Genomic DNA, 16,515 nt, shown 5'->3' with positions numbered 1-16,515 from the left:
CGCCTGCGCCGGCCAGTCAGCTATTCAAGACTAACGCTTCAGGCCCTGACACTCATGCAGATTTCCCTCGCCCGCCAAGTTGCCCTCATCACCGGCGCCAGCTCCGGCATCGGCCACGCCGCCGCCAAAGCCCTTGCCGCTGCCGGCGCCGCCGTGGTCATCAACTACAACCGCCAGGCCGAACCCGCCGAAGCACTCGCCCGGCAGATCATCGCCGACGGCGGTCAGGCGATTGCCATTCGCGCCGATGTGTCAAAGGAAGATGACGTAGAACGGCTGTTCGCCGAGACCCTCGACGCCTTCGGTTCGCTGGACATTCTGGTGGCCAATTCCGGTCTGCAAAAAGACGCGGCGGTTATGGACATGTCGTTGGCGGACTGGAACGCCGTGATCGGCGTCAACCTCACCGGCCAGTTCCTCTGCGCCCGCGCCGCCCTGCGGATTTTCAACCGCCAGGGCGTGCGCGAAGGCGTGTCCCGGGCCGCCGGCAAGATCATTCACATGAGTTCGGTGCACCAGCGCATCCCTTGGGCCGGGCATGTGAATTACGCGGCGTCCAAGGGCGGCGTCGATCTGTTGATGCAGTCTCTGGCGCAGGAAGTCAGCCATCAGCGCATTCGCATCAACGGCATTGCGCCGGGTGCGATTCGCACGGCCATCAATAAAGAAGCCACCGAAGGCGCGGCCGGCGAAAAACTGCTTGAGCTGATTCCCTACGGTCGCATCGGCGATGTCGAAGACGTCGCCAACGCGGTGGTGTTTCTCGCTTCCGATGCCGCCGATTACATCGTCGGCACCACCCTGTTTATCGACGGCGGCATGAGCCTCTATCCGGAGTTTCGCGGCAATGGCTGAGCATCATCCAGAACGACAAAGCTCCATCGACGCCCACGGCATCATCGGCGACATGCGCAGTGCGGCACTGGTCAACGACAAGGGCAGCGTGGATTTTTTCTGCTGGCCGGAGTTCGACAGCCCATCGATTTTCTGTTCGCTGCTGGACACCCCTGACGCAGGGATTTTTCAACTGGCGCCGGACTTGCCCGATGCCCGCCGCGAGCAGATTTACCTGCCGGACACCAACGTCCTGCAAACCCGCTGGCTCAGTGAATATGCCGTGGTGGAAATCACCGACATGCTGCCGGTGGGCGACAGTGAAGATGACTTGCCACTGCTGATGCGCCGGGTGCGGGTGGTCAGTGGCGAGGCGACGTTCCACATGCGCTGCGCCGTTCGTCACGACTATTCCCGCGCCGACACCCGTGCGCAGCTGGATCAAAAAGACGTGGTGTTCAGTGCCACAGGGCAACCAACACTGCGTCTGGCTTCGGATCAGCCCATGCAAGTCGACGCAGATGCAGCGGTTGCCCGCTTCACCCTCAAACAGAATCAGACCGCCGCCTTCATGCTCGGCGCCACCGACGATCCGCGCTTTGCCGAAGGTGCCGGAGACTTCTGCATGGAGCGCACCCTGAAGTTCTGGCGCGACTGGATCGGTCAGTCGATTTATCGCGGACGCTGGCGGGAAATGGTCAACCGCTCCGCCCTCGCGCTCAAGCTGCTGACCTCACGCAAACACGGTGCGATCCTCGCCGCAGCCACCTTCGGCCTGCCGGAAACCCCCGGCGGCGAGCGCAACTGGGACTATCGCTACACCTGGATCCGCGATGCCTCGTTCACGGTTTACGCGTTCATGCGTCTGGGTTTCGTCAGTGAAGCCAACGCCTACATGGGCTGGCTACGCGGACGGGTCAGCGATTGCTGTGGCCAACCGATGACACTGAACATTCTGTACTCCATCGACGGTCGTCAGGAATTGCCTGAAACCGAATTGACCCACCTGTCAGGCCATGGCGGTGCGCAACCGGTCAGGATCGGCAATGGCGCGTATGACCAGATCCAGCTCGACATCTTTGGTGAGTTGATGGACGCGGTGTATCTGGTCAACAAGTACGGTGACGCGATTTCCCACGAAGGCTGGAAACACGTGCGCGAAGTGGTCGATCAGGTTTGTGAGACATGGCAGACCAAGGATGTAGGCATTTGGGAAATGCGTGGTGAGCAACATCACTTTCTGCACTCGCGGCTGATGTGCTGGGTGGCTTTGGACCGGGCGATTCGGCTGGCCTCGAAGCGCTCGCTGCCGGCACCGTTCGCGCAATGGGATCAGACTCGCCAAGCGATCTACGCCGACATCTGGGACAACTTCTGGGACGAAGAACGCGGGCATTTCGTGCAGTACAAGGGCGGCACTGCGCTGGATGGTTCAATGCTGTTGATGCCGCTGGTGCGTTTCGTCAGCGCGAAGGACCCGCGCTGGCTGTCGACGCTTGAGGCCATCGAAAAGACGCTGGTGCGCGACGGCATGGTTTATCGCTACCGCAATGATGACGCCAACATCGACGGTTTGACCGGCACTGAAGGCGCGTTTGCTGCGTGTTCATTCTGGTATGTCGAATGCCTGGCCCGTGCCGGGCAAGTGGAAAAGGCCCATCTGGAATTCGAACAACTGCTGCGCTACGCCAATCCGTTGGGGCTGTACGCCGAAGAGTTCGACAGTCATGGGCGGCATCTGGGCAATACACCCCAGGCGCTGACGCATCTGGCATTGATCAGTGCAGCGAGTTTTCTCGATAGGCGCTTGAGTGGGGAAAAGAGTGAGTGGCAGCCGTAATTGTCATCGGAGTCTGTCGGACATTTGCCACCTCCCACTCGCAGCAAGACTAATTCCTACAATCAGTCACTCCCTGTGGCGAGGGGATTTATCCCCGATGGGCTGCGAAGCAGCCCCAAACCCTCCACAAGCAATCCTCCAGAAATACCGCATTCACTGACTTTGCGACTGCTGCGCAGCCGGTCGGGGATAAATCCCCTCACCACAGTTGCGCGGCTCAGTTCCTACATTCGCTAAACACCACCACTCAATCCCTCCCCCCGCAACTTGCACTTACACCCTGAAATACCTTGTTGCCAGCTGTTACATCCGCCCCTACCATCCAACGCAACGGGCACAGCGGAGCTGTCCAACAAAACCCGAATTCAAGGAACCAGAATGTCCCAGCACGTCCAGCGCACCATCAATTCCCCCCTGCGCACCGGCCTGACCCGCACCCAACTGTGGGAAGCCGCCGACAAAGGCCTGATCAAATGCTGGGAAATCGGCCGCCAGCGCGCCACCCGCTTCCCCGACCTCGCTCTACAATGCCTCGCGGGTGAATTGCCGGTGCTCGGCTGGAAAGGTGGCGTCAGCCGCAGCCTGAAGAAAAACGAGAAGTACGGCTCACTGAAATACCTCGCCCAATGGCAAGGGTTGCGCGGAGAAGATCTGGATATCGATTTGAGTGATGAGCGCTCGCTGACGTGTTCACGGACGAAGATGGTGGTGACGTTTACCCCGGATCGGACGAAGTATTTCAATCAGGTGGCGGAAGCTGAGGCTTAAGGAACAGCGGCACTCGCCGAAAACCGCTCCCGATAAGCCTGAGGCGTCACGCCGATAGCGCGCAGGAAACTGCGGCGCAATGTCTCTTCACTGCCAAACCCGCAATTGGCAGCAATTCGTTTGACCGGCAGCCCGGTATCACCGAGCAGCCGCCGCGCGGTCTCGACGCGGATCAACTCGATAGCCCGCGCCGGGGTCTGGCCGGTGTCGGCGCGGTAGTGGCGGACGAAGCTGCGTTCGCTCATTCCGGCTTGTTCGGCCAACGTCGGCACGCCGAGATCGCAGGTCAGGTTTTCGGCGATCCAGGCATGCAAGTCATCGAAACGATTGCCCTGATTCTGCAGCGACAACGTCACGCTGAACTGTGACTGCCCGCCCGGGCGTTTGAGGAACACCACCAGATGCCGGGCGACGTCCAGCGCGATGTCGCGGCCGAGGTCTTCCTCGACCATGGCCAGCGCCAGATCGATGCCGGCAGTGACGCCTGCCGAAGTCCAGACCGGGCCGTCGTTGATGAAGATCGGATTGGCCTCGACTTGCAAGTTAGGGTGCTGCTGCGCCAGTTGCTCGCAACGGGTCCAGTGGGTGACGACGCGACGACCGTCGAGCCAGCCACTGGCCGCGAGCAAAAATGCCCCGGTGCACACCGAGGCCACGCGCCGGCATTTCGCGGCGTGTTCCCGCACCCAGTCCACGAGTGACACATCTTCAGCGGCGGAATAAATCCCCCAGCCGCCCGCGATGATCAGCGTATCGCTCGGCTCCACCGGTAACGGTTCGGCCAGCACCGCCAACCCCGCCGACGACATCACCGCCCCGCCCTCGCTGGCAATCACTGACGGCGCATAAGGAACCGGCAAGCCGCGCTGACGGGCGAGATCATTGGCCGAGGCGAATACCTGCAAGGGACCTGTGACATCGAGGATCTGCATGTTGGCAAACGCGAGTACGTGGATGGCTTTGGGCATTTGGCGTAATTCGTGGGGTAATTGGCGTATGCGCCAAAACCTACGCGCCTACAGTGAAGCCGTCCACCCCTTTTAATGGAGCAAGAACGATGACGCTGCAGATCGGTTTTCTGTTGTTTCCGCAGGTTCAGCAATTGGATCTGACCGGGCCATACGACGTGCTCGCTTCGCTGCCGGGCGTGCAGGTGCATCTGATCTGGAAGGATCTGATGCCGGTCACCGCCAGCACCGGGTTGCTGCTCAAGCCGACCACCACGTTCGAGGACTGTCCGGATCTGGATGTGATCTGTGTGCCCGGTGGCGGTGGCGTCGGGCCGCTGATGGAAGATGAGCAGACGCTGAGCTTCATCAAACGTCAGGCGGCGCAGGCGCGTTACGTGACGTCGGTGTGCACCGGCTCGTTGGTGCTTGGCGCGGCGGGCCTGCTGCAAGGCAAACGCGCAACCACGCACTGGGCGTATCACGATCTGCTGCCGACACTGGGCGCGATTGCGGTGAAGGATCGGGTGGTGCGTGACGGCAATCTGTTTACCGGTGGCGGGATTACTGCCGGGATCGATTTTGCGCTGGTGCTGGCGGCTGAACTGGTTGATGCCGATACGGCGCAACTGGTGCAGTTGCAACTTGAGTACGCGCCGGCACCGCCGTTCAATGCCGGCAGCCCCGATACAGCGCCGAGCGCAATCGTCGATGAAGCCCGGCTGCGTGCGGCGCCATCGTTGAAACTGCGCACGGAAATCACCGGGCGCGCGGCGGCGAAACTCAACTTGCGCTGATCCTCAGCCATCCACAAAACCCTGTAGGAGCTGCCGAAGGCTGCGATCTTTTGACTTTGGCTTTTTCAAGATCAAGATCAAAAGATCGCAGCCTTCGGCAGCTCCTACAGGTCGGCTGTCACTGGCTTCAGCCCCTGCTTTGCTCTTCACCTTCACTTGTCCCCCGCCGCCCGTCCGTGTAGAAAGCCCTTCCACAAAATCTGCACAAGGACCCTCCATGAAGTCTCTGCCATGGCTTTATCTGGCACTTCTCGGTATCGGCTACGGATTGGCGCTGAGTTACGGCCAACTCGGCTGGCTCGCGCTGATTTCTGTCGGGCTTCTGCTCTTCGCCGGTTTTGCCGTACGTCAGCAACACGTGCCGGTCGCGCGCTATCTCGGTCACGGTCTGTTCGTCGTTCTGGCGTTGGCGCTGGCGTTGCATTGGTTGCCCGGTTTCTACAACGGTCGCGCCATCGACCCGCAACGCTTCACCGACAACGCCGTACCGTTCTCGATGTACCTGAATCAGGACAAACCGCTGATCGGCCTCTGGCTGTTGCTGGTCTGCCCATGGATTGTCGAGCGGCGTTCATTGCGCCTGACGGTGTACGCCAGCGCTCTCGCCCTGACCTTGAGCGCGATCCTCGCCCTCGGCGGGGCTGTGTTGCTGGGCGTGATCGCCTGGGCGCCGAAGTGGCCGGATCAGGCGTGGCTGTGGGTGCTGAATAATCTGCTGCTGGTGACGCTGGTCGAGGAAGCGCTGTTTCGCGGCTATATACAGGGCGGCCTGAGCCGACGCTTCAAGCACCTGCCATACGGCGAAAATCTCGCCCTGCTGCTGGCTTCATCATTGTTCGCACTGGCGCATATCGGCGCTGGCTGGACATGGGTGTTGCTGGCGGGTCTGGCAGGTGTCGGCTATGGTCTGGCCTACCGTTTTGGCGGACTCGGCGCGGCGATCGCCACGCATTTCGGGCTGAACCTGCTGCATTTCGGCTTGTTCACCTATCCGATGCTCGCGGGCTGAAGCAAGGCCGGTTTTGCGACGCCGTACATAAATCTGAAAAAAAATTTCAATAAAAAGCTGACACCGCCGACAACCTTTCAAAGCCTTGCGGATTGAAAAACCATGCGTAATAACCAGCCCATCACACAACGCGAACGGACTTTCCCGGCTCAGCAACGGTTGATTTCCACAACCGACGCCAAGGGCATGATCACCTACTGCAACGACGCTTTCGTCGAGATCAGCGGGTTTTCGCGTGAGGAACTGATCCGCGCGCCGCACAACCTGGTTCGTCACCCCGACGCCCCGGCCGCGGTGTTTTCGCACATGTGGGGCACACTGAAACAAGGCTTGCCATGGATGGGCATTGTCAAGAATCGCTGCAAGTCCGGGGACCACTACTGGGTTAACGCCTACGTGACACCGGTGTTTGAAGGCAATCAAGTGGTCGGTTACGAGTCGGTGCGGATCAAACCCACCGCCGAACAGATCCGCCGTGCCGAAGCGCTCTACCAACGCATCAACCAGGGCAAGTCGGCGATCCCTTCCAGCGATAAATGGCTGCCGGTGCTGCAAGACTGGCTGCCGTTCATTCTGGTGAGTCAGTTGGGTTTCGTGATCGGCGCAACCCTGAACTCGCAGTGGGGCTTTGCTTTGGCGGCCGGTCTGTCGGTGCCGCTGGGCCTGATGGGTTTGCAATGGCAACAACGCGGGCTCAAACGCCTGCTGCGTCTGGCCGGGCAGACCACGTCCGACCCGTTGATCGCGCAGATGTACACCGACAGCCGTGGCGCCCAGGCACGTCTGGAAATGTCGATCCTCAGCCAGGAAGCCCGTTTGAAAACCTGCCTGACCCGTCTGCAGGACACCGCCGAACACCTGACCGATCAGGCCAAACAGTCCGACCGACTGGCGCACAGCAGCTCTACCGGCCTGGAACGTCAGCGCGTGGAAACCGAACAGGTCGCCACCGCCGTCAACCAGATGGCCGCAACCACTCAGGAAGTCGCCAGCCACGTGCAGCGCACGGCTGATGCCACTCAAGAGGCCAATCGCCTGACCGGTCGCGGCCGCGACATCGCCGGCGAAACCCGCGAAGCCATCCAGCGCCTGTCGGTGGTGGTCGGTGAAACCGGCCTGACCGTGACCCAACTGGCCAAGGACAGCGACGAAATCGGCGGCGTGGTCGACGTGATCAAAGGCATCGCCGACCAGACCAACCTGCTCGCCCTCAACGCCGCCATCGAAGCGGCCCGTGCCGGCGAGATGGGCCGTGGGTTTGCCGTGGTGGCTGACGAAGTGCGTCAATTGGCGCAACGCACCAGCGAATCGACTGGGCAGATTCATGCGCTGATCGCCAAGTTGCAGCAGACTGCTTCGAGCGCCGTGCAAACCATGGAAGCCGGGCATCGCCAGGCGGAAGAAGGTGTGGCGCGAGTCCTGGAAGCGGATCAGGCACTGGTCGGCATCAGCGAAGCGGTGGCCAACATCACCGACATGACCACCCAGATCGCCGCCGCGACCGAAGAGCAAAGTGCGGTGGCCGAAGAAATCAGCCGCAACATCAGCAATATTTCGGAACTGGCGGATCAGACCTCGGAACAGGCGCACAACTCGGCATTGCTGAGTGAAGAGCTGACGAAGACGGCCAATACGCAGTATTCGTTGGTGGAGCGGTTTAACCGCTGATTGAACTGGCGATAACAAAAACCCGGACAGCGAAAGCTTCCGGGTTTTTTATTGCAGGTCGGAAATGGATGGCGCCAGAGCCGGAATTCGCTGACTACCTTGGTTTGCCTACGCATCCACACTTGCCCGACGCTGTCTAGCTGTCAGGTTTTACAGTAGACGCGCGTTCATTAAAGAACCTTCAATGGCACCCAGGTGTTCTCACCTGTCTTTGTTCATACACGGAGAAGGATTTCATCATGAGCGCGAAGTGCATTTTCATCACGAAGCAAAACAGTTTCCAGCCCGCCACCAATGATTTTCACTGGAGTTTCGGGGCTGAGCCCATCAACGCTCAACACAGCTCGTTCGCCTATAGCGTCTTCGCGCCTACCGGCGAAGAAAGTTGGGTCTTTGCCGGTTCGACCGGATCGTTGGACGAAGAAAACTACTTTAGCTTTCTTCTGAGCGTGCCTTATCTCGATGAAGATTTGATGGAGTACACCTACAAACTGAATGACGGCAAAGGGTTGCATGTTGCCCATATCCATTCGATACCTGCCCCACCGGGTTTCACGGGATTCGCAACAGTCGATGCCGATGACGCGGAACTTACAATCAGACTGGACCGGACAACAGGCACCGTCACCGGTGACTTCACCGCAACGTTCAAATCCGAAGGTTATCGTTTGTGGCCGAACGGAACGTTCAAACTGACAAGAACCGATCAATGAATCAGCATTAGGCGGTACGGCTTCTGTGCGATGAGCGGGGCAAACGCCCCACTCATCGGCTTCGCAACTATTGCGGCAAACGGAGTTTATCCAATAGTCGATTGACCAACAGCTCGTTCAGCATGATCACCTGTTGCAGCGCCAGCAGCGGTTTGCGCTCCGGGCCACCCACCGAGTTGGCGATATTACCGGCAATGGCATGGGCGTACGACAGCGATTCACAGGCTTCGACGAGCAGGGTTTCGTCATCCAGCGTGGGGTCAACGAGAAACACGGGGCGAAACTTGGGCGATTTTGGCGGAGCCGCCAGGTCTTCGGGTTTGAGGTAGTAGTCGAGGGCGCGATCGGTTGCCTCTTTTACCTTTTGCGGGTCGAGCGCAGGGTCGTGGGGGATCGGATCGGTGTGCGGTGGGTTGGGTGTGATTTTGAACATTGGTGTAACTCCAGTTTCGAATATTAGGAGCCATCACCCTCGCTACCAAACGATTGGGTGGTGGCCATACGTGGGTTGGTAGACCGGTCGAAACGGGAAACCCGGCGCTCACGAGTGAGCCCCACGCATGTCCACCATAAAAATCTGAGCCCCAAAAAGGGACTGCTTACGGTGACGCCATACGACGGTTTCGAAGCGGGCTACCAAACCCGATCACTGTTTTTCAGTGACAGGGGAACGATATAGCCCACTGCATAGCCGTGTAAGCCGGCGGATTCTGGCGTACGCGTAGGTAACGGCGCAAGGTGTTGTAGGCCCGATGGCGTAACGGGTTGTGTAGTTTAAACGTGCTCGCGGGATTGCGTTTATGGGCAGAAAAAGCGGGAAGTTGGCCTGTTGTTTTGATGTTGTTTGTCAGGCCGCTTTCGCGAGCAGGCTCGCTCCTACAGTTGCGCCGGGTACACCAGCAAGAGATTGGTCGGCTCGCAGGCCGCCATCGCTGGCAAGCCAGCTCCCACAAGAATGAGTACACCCCGCACGCGGCGCATGCCGCCCCACTCAAAGGATGAGCGTTAGCTCGGCTGCGGCTTTTGATCTTGATCCACGGGCGACGTCGGAAGGCTGAGTGGAGGGATCGATCTGGGCGTGGGAGCGCAGCGACCGTTTGGCGAAGCCAAACACAGCGAGAGGAGGTGCAGCGCAGCAAACCGGAGACGCTGCGCCCGGATCGATCCCGGAGCGAAGGAACCCCGAGCCCCAGCGAGCGGGCCGCACGTAGGAGCAAGCGTTTTTTTGCTTACTTTTTTTAGGCGTTTGTAAAAAAAGTGAGTCGCCGTCAGGGCGAAACCCTAAGTGGCCGTTACCGCAGCAATGGATATGTACCCAAAAAATATGTCGTGACTGAAATCGATCCCCCTCACCCCAGCCCTCTCCCCCATGGGGGCGAGGGGAAAGGGAGCAGATCTTCATGCAGTTCAAAATCTCAGACCAGCTCGGTCAGCTGCTGAGAAACTCGGCTACTTTCTGCGCGGCACTGGCCAAATGCTGCTCATGCGTAAACCCGGAAACCTTGAGCGGCTTCAGGTCATGATCCCCCGCCACAAGCCAAAACACCTCAATACTCGGCGATAACGAATAAGCCTCAACCGCCTCACGATTACCCAGCGCATCCCGCTCCCCCTGCACAATCAACGTCCGCGTCTGCAAACCAGCCAAATGCTCAACCCGCGGCTTCTCCGGTTTGCCCACCGCATAAAACGGATAACCCAGGCAAACCAAGGCATCAGCGCCCAACTCATCGGCCAAAAGACTCGCCATCCGCCCCCCCATCGACTTCCCACCAATCGCCAAAACCCCAGTGACATGACGTCGCACTTCAGAGAAAACCTCACGCCAGCACTCAAGCAGTTTCGCCGCAGGATTCGGCGGCCGCTTGCCCCCATCCACCCGCCGCTGCGCCATATACGGAAACTCGAACCGCAACACGTTCACCCCAAGCCCAGCAAGGCGCCCAGCCATATCCGTCATCCACTCGCTATCCATCGGCGCACCCGCCCCATGCGCAAGGATCAACGTCGCCGAAGCCTCACCCACAGCCGCATCCCATAACCACCCATGATCACGTACGCACTGCGCCCATTGATCCCCGTCAATACTGGCCTTGTGCTGTTTGTCCATGCTTGCCTCGCTTTTAGTCTGCCTATAACTCCAGACGAAGGATTCGCAGCGTTTTCTGCGTGCGCTCACTTCGGCTGAACCGTGGATGGGGAACCATGAACACTTCTATCAGTACCGCCTACAACTACAAGGTGGTCCGCCAATTCGCCATTATGACGGTGGTGTGGGGCATCGTCGGCATGGGCCTCGGGGTTTTTCTCGCGGCTCAATTGGTCTGGCCCGAACTCAACTTCAATTTGCCCTGGACCAGTTTCGGCCGCTTGCGCCCGCTGCACACCAACGCGGTGATCTTCGCCTTCGGTGGCTGCGCGCTGTTCGCCAGTTCGTTCTACTCGGTGCAGCGCACCTGCCAGACTCAGCTGTTTGCGCCGAAAATCGCCGCGTTCTGCTTCTGGGGCTGGCAGCTTGTAATCCTGTTGGCGGCAATCAGCCTGCCGCTGGGTTACACCAGTTCCAAGGAATACGCCGAGCTGGAATGGCCGATCGACATCCTGATCACCATCGTCTGGGTCGCCTACGCGGTTGTGTTTTTCGGCACGATCATGCAGCGCAAGACCAAGCACATTTATGTCGGCAATTGGTTCTTCGGTGCGTTCATCATCACCGTGGCGATTCTGCACATCGTCAATAACCTGGAATTGCCGGTGAGTTTCACCAAGTCCTACTCGGTGTATGCCGGTGCGACCGACGCGATGGTGCAATGGTGGTACGGCCACAACGCCGTGGGCTTTTTCCTCACCGCCGGTTTCCTCGGGATGATGTACTACTTCGTGCCGAAACAGGCCGAGCGTCCGGTGTATTCCTATCGTTTGTCTATCGTGCACTTCTGGGCGCTGATCACCCTGTACATCTGGGCCGGCCCGCACCACTTGCACTACACCGCGCTGCCGGACTGGGCACAGTCGCTGGGCATGGTGATGTCGCTGGTGCTACTGGCACCGAGCTGGGGCGGCATGATCAACGGCATGATGACCCTCTCGGGCGCGTGGCATAAGTTGCGCAGCGACCCGATCCTGCGCTTCCTCGTGGTGTCGCTGGCGTTCTACGGCATGTCGACCTTCGAAGGTCCGATGATGGCGATCAAGACCGTCAACGCCCTCTCCCACTACACCGACTGGACCATCGGCCACGTTCACGCTGGCGCTCTGGGCTGGGTGGCAATGATCTCGATCGGCGCGCTGTACCACATGATCCCGAAAGTCTTCGGCAAAGAGCAGATGCACAGCATCGGTTTGATCAACGCGCACTTCTGGCTCGCGACCATCGGCACCGTGCTCTACATCGCTTCGATGTGGGTCAACGGCATCGCCCAGGGCCTGATGTGGCGTGCGGTGAACGAGGACGGCACGCTGACCTACTCCTTCGTCGAAACCCTGGTGGCCAGCCACCCAGGTTTTGTCGTGCGGCTGATTGGTGGGGCGATCTTCCTCAGCGGCATGTTCCTGATGGCTTACAACACCTGGCGCACCGTGCGGGCCTCGCAGCCTGCTGACGTCGTTGCCGCCGCGCAGATGGCCTGAGGAGTCCGCCATGAAACACGAAACGATTGAAAAGAACGTCGGCCTGCTGATGTTGCTGATGGTGTTCGCCGTGAGCATCGGCGGCCTGACCCAGATCGTCCCGCTGTTCTTCCAGGACGTCACCAACAAACCGGTGGAAGGCATGAAGCCCTACACCGCGCTGCAACTGGAAGGTCGCGACATCTACATCCGCGAAGGCTGCGTCGGTTGCCACTCGCAGATGATCCGGCCGTTCCGCGCCGAAACCGAACGCTACGGGCACTACTCGGTGGCCGGTGAAAGCGTGTGGGATCACCCGTTCCTGTGGGGTTCGAAACGTACCGGTCCGGACCTTGCCCGGGTCGGCGCGCGTTACTCGGATGACTGGCACCGTGCGCACTTGTACAACCCGCGCAACGTCGTGCCCGAGTCGAAAATGCCGGCCTACCCATGGCTGGTCACGCAAGCGGTCGACAGCAGCCACACCGAAACCAAGCTCAAGACCCTGCGCACCCTCGGCGTGCCGTACACCGACGACGACATCAGCGGTGCGGTGGCCAGCCTCAAGGGCAAGACCGAAATGGATGCCCTCGTCTCCTACCTGCAAGTGCTCGGCACTGCGATCAAGAGCAAGAGGTGAGCACGATGGTCATTGAAATGAGTGCAGGCCTGATTCGCGGCCTCGGCACGGTCGTGGTGTTTGTCGCCTTCGTCGGCCTGACGCTTTGGGTGTTCAACGGCAAGCGCAATCCGGAATTTGCCGAAGCACGCCTGCTGCCGTTCGCCGACGAGCCGCAACCCGACCCCCCCCCAGCATCTGAACCAAGGAGTACCCGGCCATGACCACCTTCTGGAGTACGTGGATCTGCGTACTGACCATCGGCAGCCTGATCGGCCTGACGTGGCTGCTGATCGGCACACGCCGGGGCGAGACCAAGGGCAGCGTCGACCAGACCATGGGCCACAGCTTCGACGGCATCGAGGAGTACGACAACCCGCTGCCGCAGTGGTGGTTCATGCTGTTCGCCGGCACGCTGGTGTTTTCCGTGGGCTATCTGATTCTGTATCCGGGCCTGGGTAACTGGAAAGGCATCCTGCCCGGCTACGAGGACGGCTGGACCGGCGTGCATGAGTGGGAAAAGGAGATGAACAAGGCTGACGCCAAATTCGGCCCGATCTTCGCCAAATTTGCCGCCATGCCAGTGGAAGAAGTAGCGAAGGACCCACAGGCGCTGAAAATGGGTGGCCGCTTGTTCGCCTCAAACTGCTCGGTGTGCCACGGCTCGGACGCCAAGGGGGCATTCGGTTTCCCTAACCTGGCCGACAGCGACTGGCGCTGGGGCGGTAATGCCGACACCATCAAGACCACCATCATGGGTGGCCGGATGGCGGCCATGCCCGCCTGGGGCGAAGTGCTCGGCGAGGCTGGGGTGAAGAACGTCGCCGCATACGTGCGTCACGAACTGGCTGGTCTGCCATTGCCAGCCGACAGCAAGGCAGATCTGCAAGCCGGGCAGCAGGCGTTCAGCACCACGTGCGTCGCCTGCCACGGGGCAACCGGCAACGGCACTGAAGCCATGGGCGCACCGAACCTGACGCACCCGGCCGGATTCATCTACGGCACCAGCCTGACCCAGCTTGAGCAGACCATTCGCCATGGTCGTCAGGGGCACATGCCGGCGCAGAACGAACTGCTGGGCAACGATAAAGTGCAATTGCTGGCAGCTTATGTGTACAGCCTTAGCCATGGATTGAATACAGACAACCTGATTACTGAAGACAATAAAAAGTAATCATTGCACACACCTCTGCCGCACCATTCTCGGTGCGGCAGATCCCCACCCCTTTGCGACGCATTGTCGCACCCCTTTACACCCTCTCCTTTCGGTTCCCCGGATTCGGGTCTACGCTTGGTCGATGCGGACTGGCTCGTGCCGGTTCCAGGTCAACGCTAACCGCTGTGTTCTTCGAACCGGCTGACTGACGTGGCCGCAAAGGCCGGCAGATACCGGCTGTCGTGCCATTTGCCGTCCGTCACCCGAACAGGCCGTTTGAACACACCCCGTTACGCGCGATCTGAACCCCTCGCTTTTTTCGTCCGCTGCGACATTTTGTCCGAGGCCAATTTTGACCTTACGCGGCGCATGGAAAGGCCGCAGAATCAGCGCTGGAAAGCATTGACCCAGGTCATGGCGCGTTGCAATGACCCCCTGCTCTCTGCATACTTGCGGCCGATTCTAATCCTAATAAAACACCCAAACCGTGGAACCTTAGAATGAGCACAGCAATCAGTCCGACTGCTTATAACTATAAGGTAGTCCGCCAGTTCGCCATCATGACGGTGGTCTGGGGGATCCTTGGCATGGGGCTCGGTGTCTTCATCGCCTCGCAACTGGTCTGGCCGGAATTGAACTTCGGTCTGCCGTGGACGAGCTTTGGACGCCTGCGCCCGTTGCACACAAACCTGGTGATTTTTGCCTTCGGTGGCTGTGCACTGTTTGCCACTTCCTACTATGTCGTGCAGCGAACCTGCCAGACGCGACTGATTTCCGACAGCCTCGCCGCCTTCACCTTCTGGGGCTGGCAAGCGGTGATCGTCGGCGCAATCATTACCTTGCCGCTGGGTTACACCACCACCAAGGAATACGCGGAACTGGAATGGCCGCTCGCCATTCTGCTGGCCATTGTCTGGGTCACCTACGGTCTGGTGTTCTTCGGCACCATCACTAAGCGCAACACCAAGCACATCTACGTCGGCAACTGGTTCTACGGCGCCTTCATCGTCGTGACCGCGATGCTGCACATCGTCAACCACATGTCGCTGCCGGTCAGCCTGTTCAAGTCCTACTCCGCCTACTCCGGCGCCACCGACGCGATGATCCAGTGGTGGTACGGCCACAACGCCGTAGGCTTTTTCCTGACCACCGGTTTCCTCGGGATGATGTACTACTTCGTGCCGAAACAGGCCGAACGTCCGATCTACTCCTATCGCCTGTCGATCGTGCACTTCTGGGCACTGATCACCCTGTACATCTGGGCTGGCCCGCACCACCTGCACTACACCGCGCTGCCGGATTGGGCTCAATCGCTGGGCATGGCGATGTCGATCATTCTGCTGGCGCCAAGCTGGGGCGGCATGATCAACGGCATGATGACCCTGTCGGGCGCGTGGCATAAATTGCGCACCGACCCGATCCTGCGTTTCCTCGTGGTTTCCCTGGCGTTCTACGGCATGTCGACCTTCGAAGGTCCGATGATGGCGATCAAGACCGTCAACTCGCTCTCGCACTACACCGACTGGACCATCGGCCACGTACACGCCGGCGCTCTGGGCTGGGTGGCGATGATCTCGATCGGCGCGATCTACCACATGATCCCGCGCCTGTTCGGTCGCGCGCAGATGCACAGCACCGGCCTGATCAACGCGCACTTCTGGCTCGCGACCATCGGCACCGTGCTGTACATCGCGTCGATGTGGGTCAACGGCATCACCCAAGGCCTGATGTGGCGTGCAATCAACGACGACGGCACCCTCACCTACTCGTTCGTTGAAGCGCTGCAAGCCAGCCACCCGGGCTACATCGTCCGTGCGCTGGGCGGTGCATTCTTCGCCAGCGGCATGTTCCTGATGGCTTACAACGTCTGGCGCACCGTGCGCGCCTCGAACCCGGCTGAAGCCGAAGCCGCTGCCCAGATCGCTGTCGTTGGAGCTCACTGATGAAGCATGAAGCTGTCGAGAAGAATATTGGCCTGCTGGCCTTCTTCATGGTCATCGCTGTCAGCGTTGGCGGCCTGACCCAAATCGTTCCGCTGTTTTTCCAGGACGTCACCAACAAGCCGGTCGAAGGCATGAAGCCACGTTCGGCGCTGGAACTGGAAGGCCGCGACGTTTACATCGCCAACGGCTGTGTCGGCTGCCACTCGCAGATGATCCGTCCGTTCCGCGCTGAAACCGAACGCTATGGCCACTACTCCGTCGCCGGTGAAAGCGTCTGGGATCACCCGTTCCTGTGGGGTTCCAAACGTACCGGTCCGGACCTGGCCCGTGTGGGCGGTCGTTACTCCGATGACTGGCAACGTGCGCACTTGTACAACCCGCGCAACGTCGTCCCAGAGTCGAAAATGCCGGCTTACCCGTTCCTCGTGGAAAACAAGCTCGACGGCAAAGACACGGCCAAGAAAATGGAAGTGTTGCGCACGCTCGGCGTCCCTTACACCGACGAAGACATCGCCGGTGCCAAAGATGCCGTGAAGGGCAAAACCGAAATGGACGCGCTGGTGGCCTATCTGCAAGGCCTGGGCACCATCATCAAAAGCAAACGGTGAATTA

The 16,515-nt window shown here is 59.8% G+C and carries 16 protein-coding genes; 13 read left to right on the top strand and 3 right to left on the bottom strand.

All coding sequences use genetic code 11. The features are described from left to right. Positions 1-54 precede the first annotated feature (54 nt). The 3 genes from ACA069_RS09985 (at position 55) to ACA069_RS09975 (ending at position 3,442) form a co-directional block, all read left to right on the top strand. Positions 55-855 carry a glucose 1-dehydrogenase gene (locus ACA069_RS09985; RefSeq protein ID WP_187680924.1) on the top strand — a complete coding sequence of 267 codons (801 nt, stop codon included), beginning with the start codon at positions 55-57 and terminating at the stop codon, positions 853-855. Then, positions 848-2,674, top strand: a complete 1,827-nt coding sequence (locus ACA069_RS09980) for a glycoside hydrolase family 15 protein (protein WP_497617258.1) — start codon at positions 848-850, stop codon at positions 2,672-2,674. The genes ACA069_RS09985 and ACA069_RS09980 overlap by 8 nt, the downstream gene beginning before the upstream one ends. Positions 2,675-3,052: 378 nt before the next feature. Beyond that, positions 3,053-3,442: a hypothetical protein gene (locus ACA069_RS09975; protein WP_489878684.1), complete on the top strand. Its 390-nt coding sequence runs from the start codon at positions 3,053-3,055 to the stop codon at positions 3,440-3,442. Here ACA069_RS09975 and ACA069_RS09970 read toward each other — a convergent pair. Further along, positions 3,439-4,410 carry a GlxA family transcriptional regulator gene (locus ACA069_RS09970; protein ID WP_497617256.1) on the bottom strand — a complete coding sequence of 324 codons (972 nt, stop codon included), beginning with the start codon at positions 4,408-4,410 and terminating at the stop codon, positions 3,439-3,441. The genes ACA069_RS09975 and ACA069_RS09970 overlap by 4 nt on opposite strands. Positions 4,411-4,499: 89 nt before the next feature. On the opposite strand from ACA069_RS09970, the gene inhA reads away from it, so the two are divergent. The 4 genes from inhA (at position 4,500) to ACA069_RS09950 (ending at position 8,576) form a co-directional block, all read left to right on the top strand. Further along, positions 4,500-5,186, top strand: a complete 687-nt coding sequence (gene inhA / locus ACA069_RS09965) for an isonitrile hydratase (RefSeq protein ID WP_187680919.1) — start codon at positions 4,500-4,502, stop codon at positions 5,184-5,186. 217 nt (positions 5,187-5,403) lie between these two features. Continuing rightward, positions 5,404-6,195 (top strand): CPBP family glutamic-type intramembrane protease, encoded by a 792-nt coding sequence (locus ACA069_RS09960; protein WP_489878682.1) that lies wholly within the window; start codon positions 5,404-5,406, stop codon positions 6,193-6,195. Between the two features lie 102 nt (positions 6,196-6,297). After that, positions 6,298-7,863: a methyl-accepting chemotaxis protein gene (locus ACA069_RS09955; RefSeq protein ID WP_497617253.1), complete on the top strand. Its 1,566-nt coding sequence runs from the start codon at positions 6,298-6,300 to the stop codon at positions 7,861-7,863. 239 nt (positions 7,864-8,102) lie between these two features. After that, positions 8,103-8,576, top strand: coding sequence for a hypothetical protein (locus ACA069_RS09950; RefSeq protein ID WP_401265549.1), 474 nt, complete (start codon positions 8,103-8,105; stop codon positions 8,574-8,576). A gap of 67 nt (positions 8,577-8,643) precedes the next feature. On the opposite strand, the gene ACA069_RS09945 is transcribed toward ACA069_RS09950, so the two are convergent. Together ACA069_RS09945 and ACA069_RS09940 are read right to left on the bottom strand one after the other, a co-directional pair. Then, the gene (locus ACA069_RS09945) at positions 8,644-9,009 is read right to left on the bottom strand and encodes a DUF6124 family protein (protein ID WP_401265547.1); all 366 of its coding nucleotides are present in this window, start codon (positions 9,007-9,009) and stop codon (positions 8,644-8,646) included. 996 nt (positions 9,010-10,005) lie between these two features. Next, entirely contained in the window at positions 10,006-10,686 is a 681-nt protein-coding gene (locus ACA069_RS09940) for an alpha/beta family hydrolase (protein WP_497617250.1), read from the bottom strand. A gap of 95 nt (positions 10,687-10,781) precedes the next feature. Here ACA069_RS09940 and ccoN (ACA069_RS09935) point away from each other — a divergent pair, with 95 nt between their 5' ends. From ccoN (ACA069_RS09935) to ccoO (ACA069_RS09910), 6 genes are all read left to right on the top strand, one after another. After that, the gene (gene ccoN, locus ACA069_RS09935) at positions 10,782-12,206 is read left to right on the top strand and encodes a cytochrome-c oxidase, cbb3-type subunit I (RefSeq protein WP_497617249.1); all 1,425 of its coding nucleotides are present in this window, start codon (positions 10,782-10,784) and stop codon (positions 12,204-12,206) included. Positions 12,207-12,216: 10 nt separating this feature from the next. Next, a complete protein-coding gene (gene ccoO, locus ACA069_RS09930) occupies positions 12,217-12,825 on the top strand; it encodes a cytochrome-c oxidase, cbb3-type subunit II (protein ID WP_339495618.1) in 609 nt (202 codons plus the stop codon). A gap of 5 nt (positions 12,826-12,830) precedes the next feature. Next, positions 12,831-13,028 carry a cbb3-type cytochrome oxidase subunit 3 gene (locus ACA069_RS09925; protein ID WP_497617247.1) on the top strand — a complete coding sequence of 66 codons (198 nt, stop codon included), beginning with the start codon at positions 12,831-12,833 and terminating at the stop codon, positions 13,026-13,028. Further along, on the top strand, positions 13,025-13,978 hold the full coding sequence (gene ccoP, locus ACA069_RS09920) for a cytochrome-c oxidase, cbb3-type subunit III (protein WP_497617246.1): 954 nt from the start codon (positions 13,025-13,027) through the stop codon (positions 13,976-13,978). The genes ACA069_RS09925 and ccoP overlap by 4 nt, the downstream gene beginning before the upstream one ends. Before the next feature lie 482 nt (positions 13,979-14,460). After that, the gene (gene ccoN / locus ACA069_RS09915) at positions 14,461-15,903 is read left to right on the top strand and encodes a cytochrome-c oxidase, cbb3-type subunit I (protein WP_187681077.1); all 1,443 of its coding nucleotides are present in this window, start codon (positions 14,461-14,463) and stop codon (positions 15,901-15,903) included. Then, on the top strand, positions 15,903-16,511 hold the full coding sequence (ccoO, locus tag ACA069_RS09910) for a cytochrome-c oxidase, cbb3-type subunit II (protein WP_095047713.1): 609 nt from the start codon (positions 15,903-15,905) through the stop codon (positions 16,509-16,511). The genes ccoN (ACA069_RS09915) and ccoO (ACA069_RS09910) overlap by 1 nt, the downstream gene beginning before the upstream one ends. The last annotated feature ends 4 nt before the right edge of the window (positions 16,512-16,515 follow it).

This window comes from Pseudomonas sp. LBUM1652 (assembly GCF_059716105.1).
The sequence above is the reverse complement of the archived record's forward strand: the minus strand, read 5'-3'. Positions and strand labels throughout refer to the sequence as shown.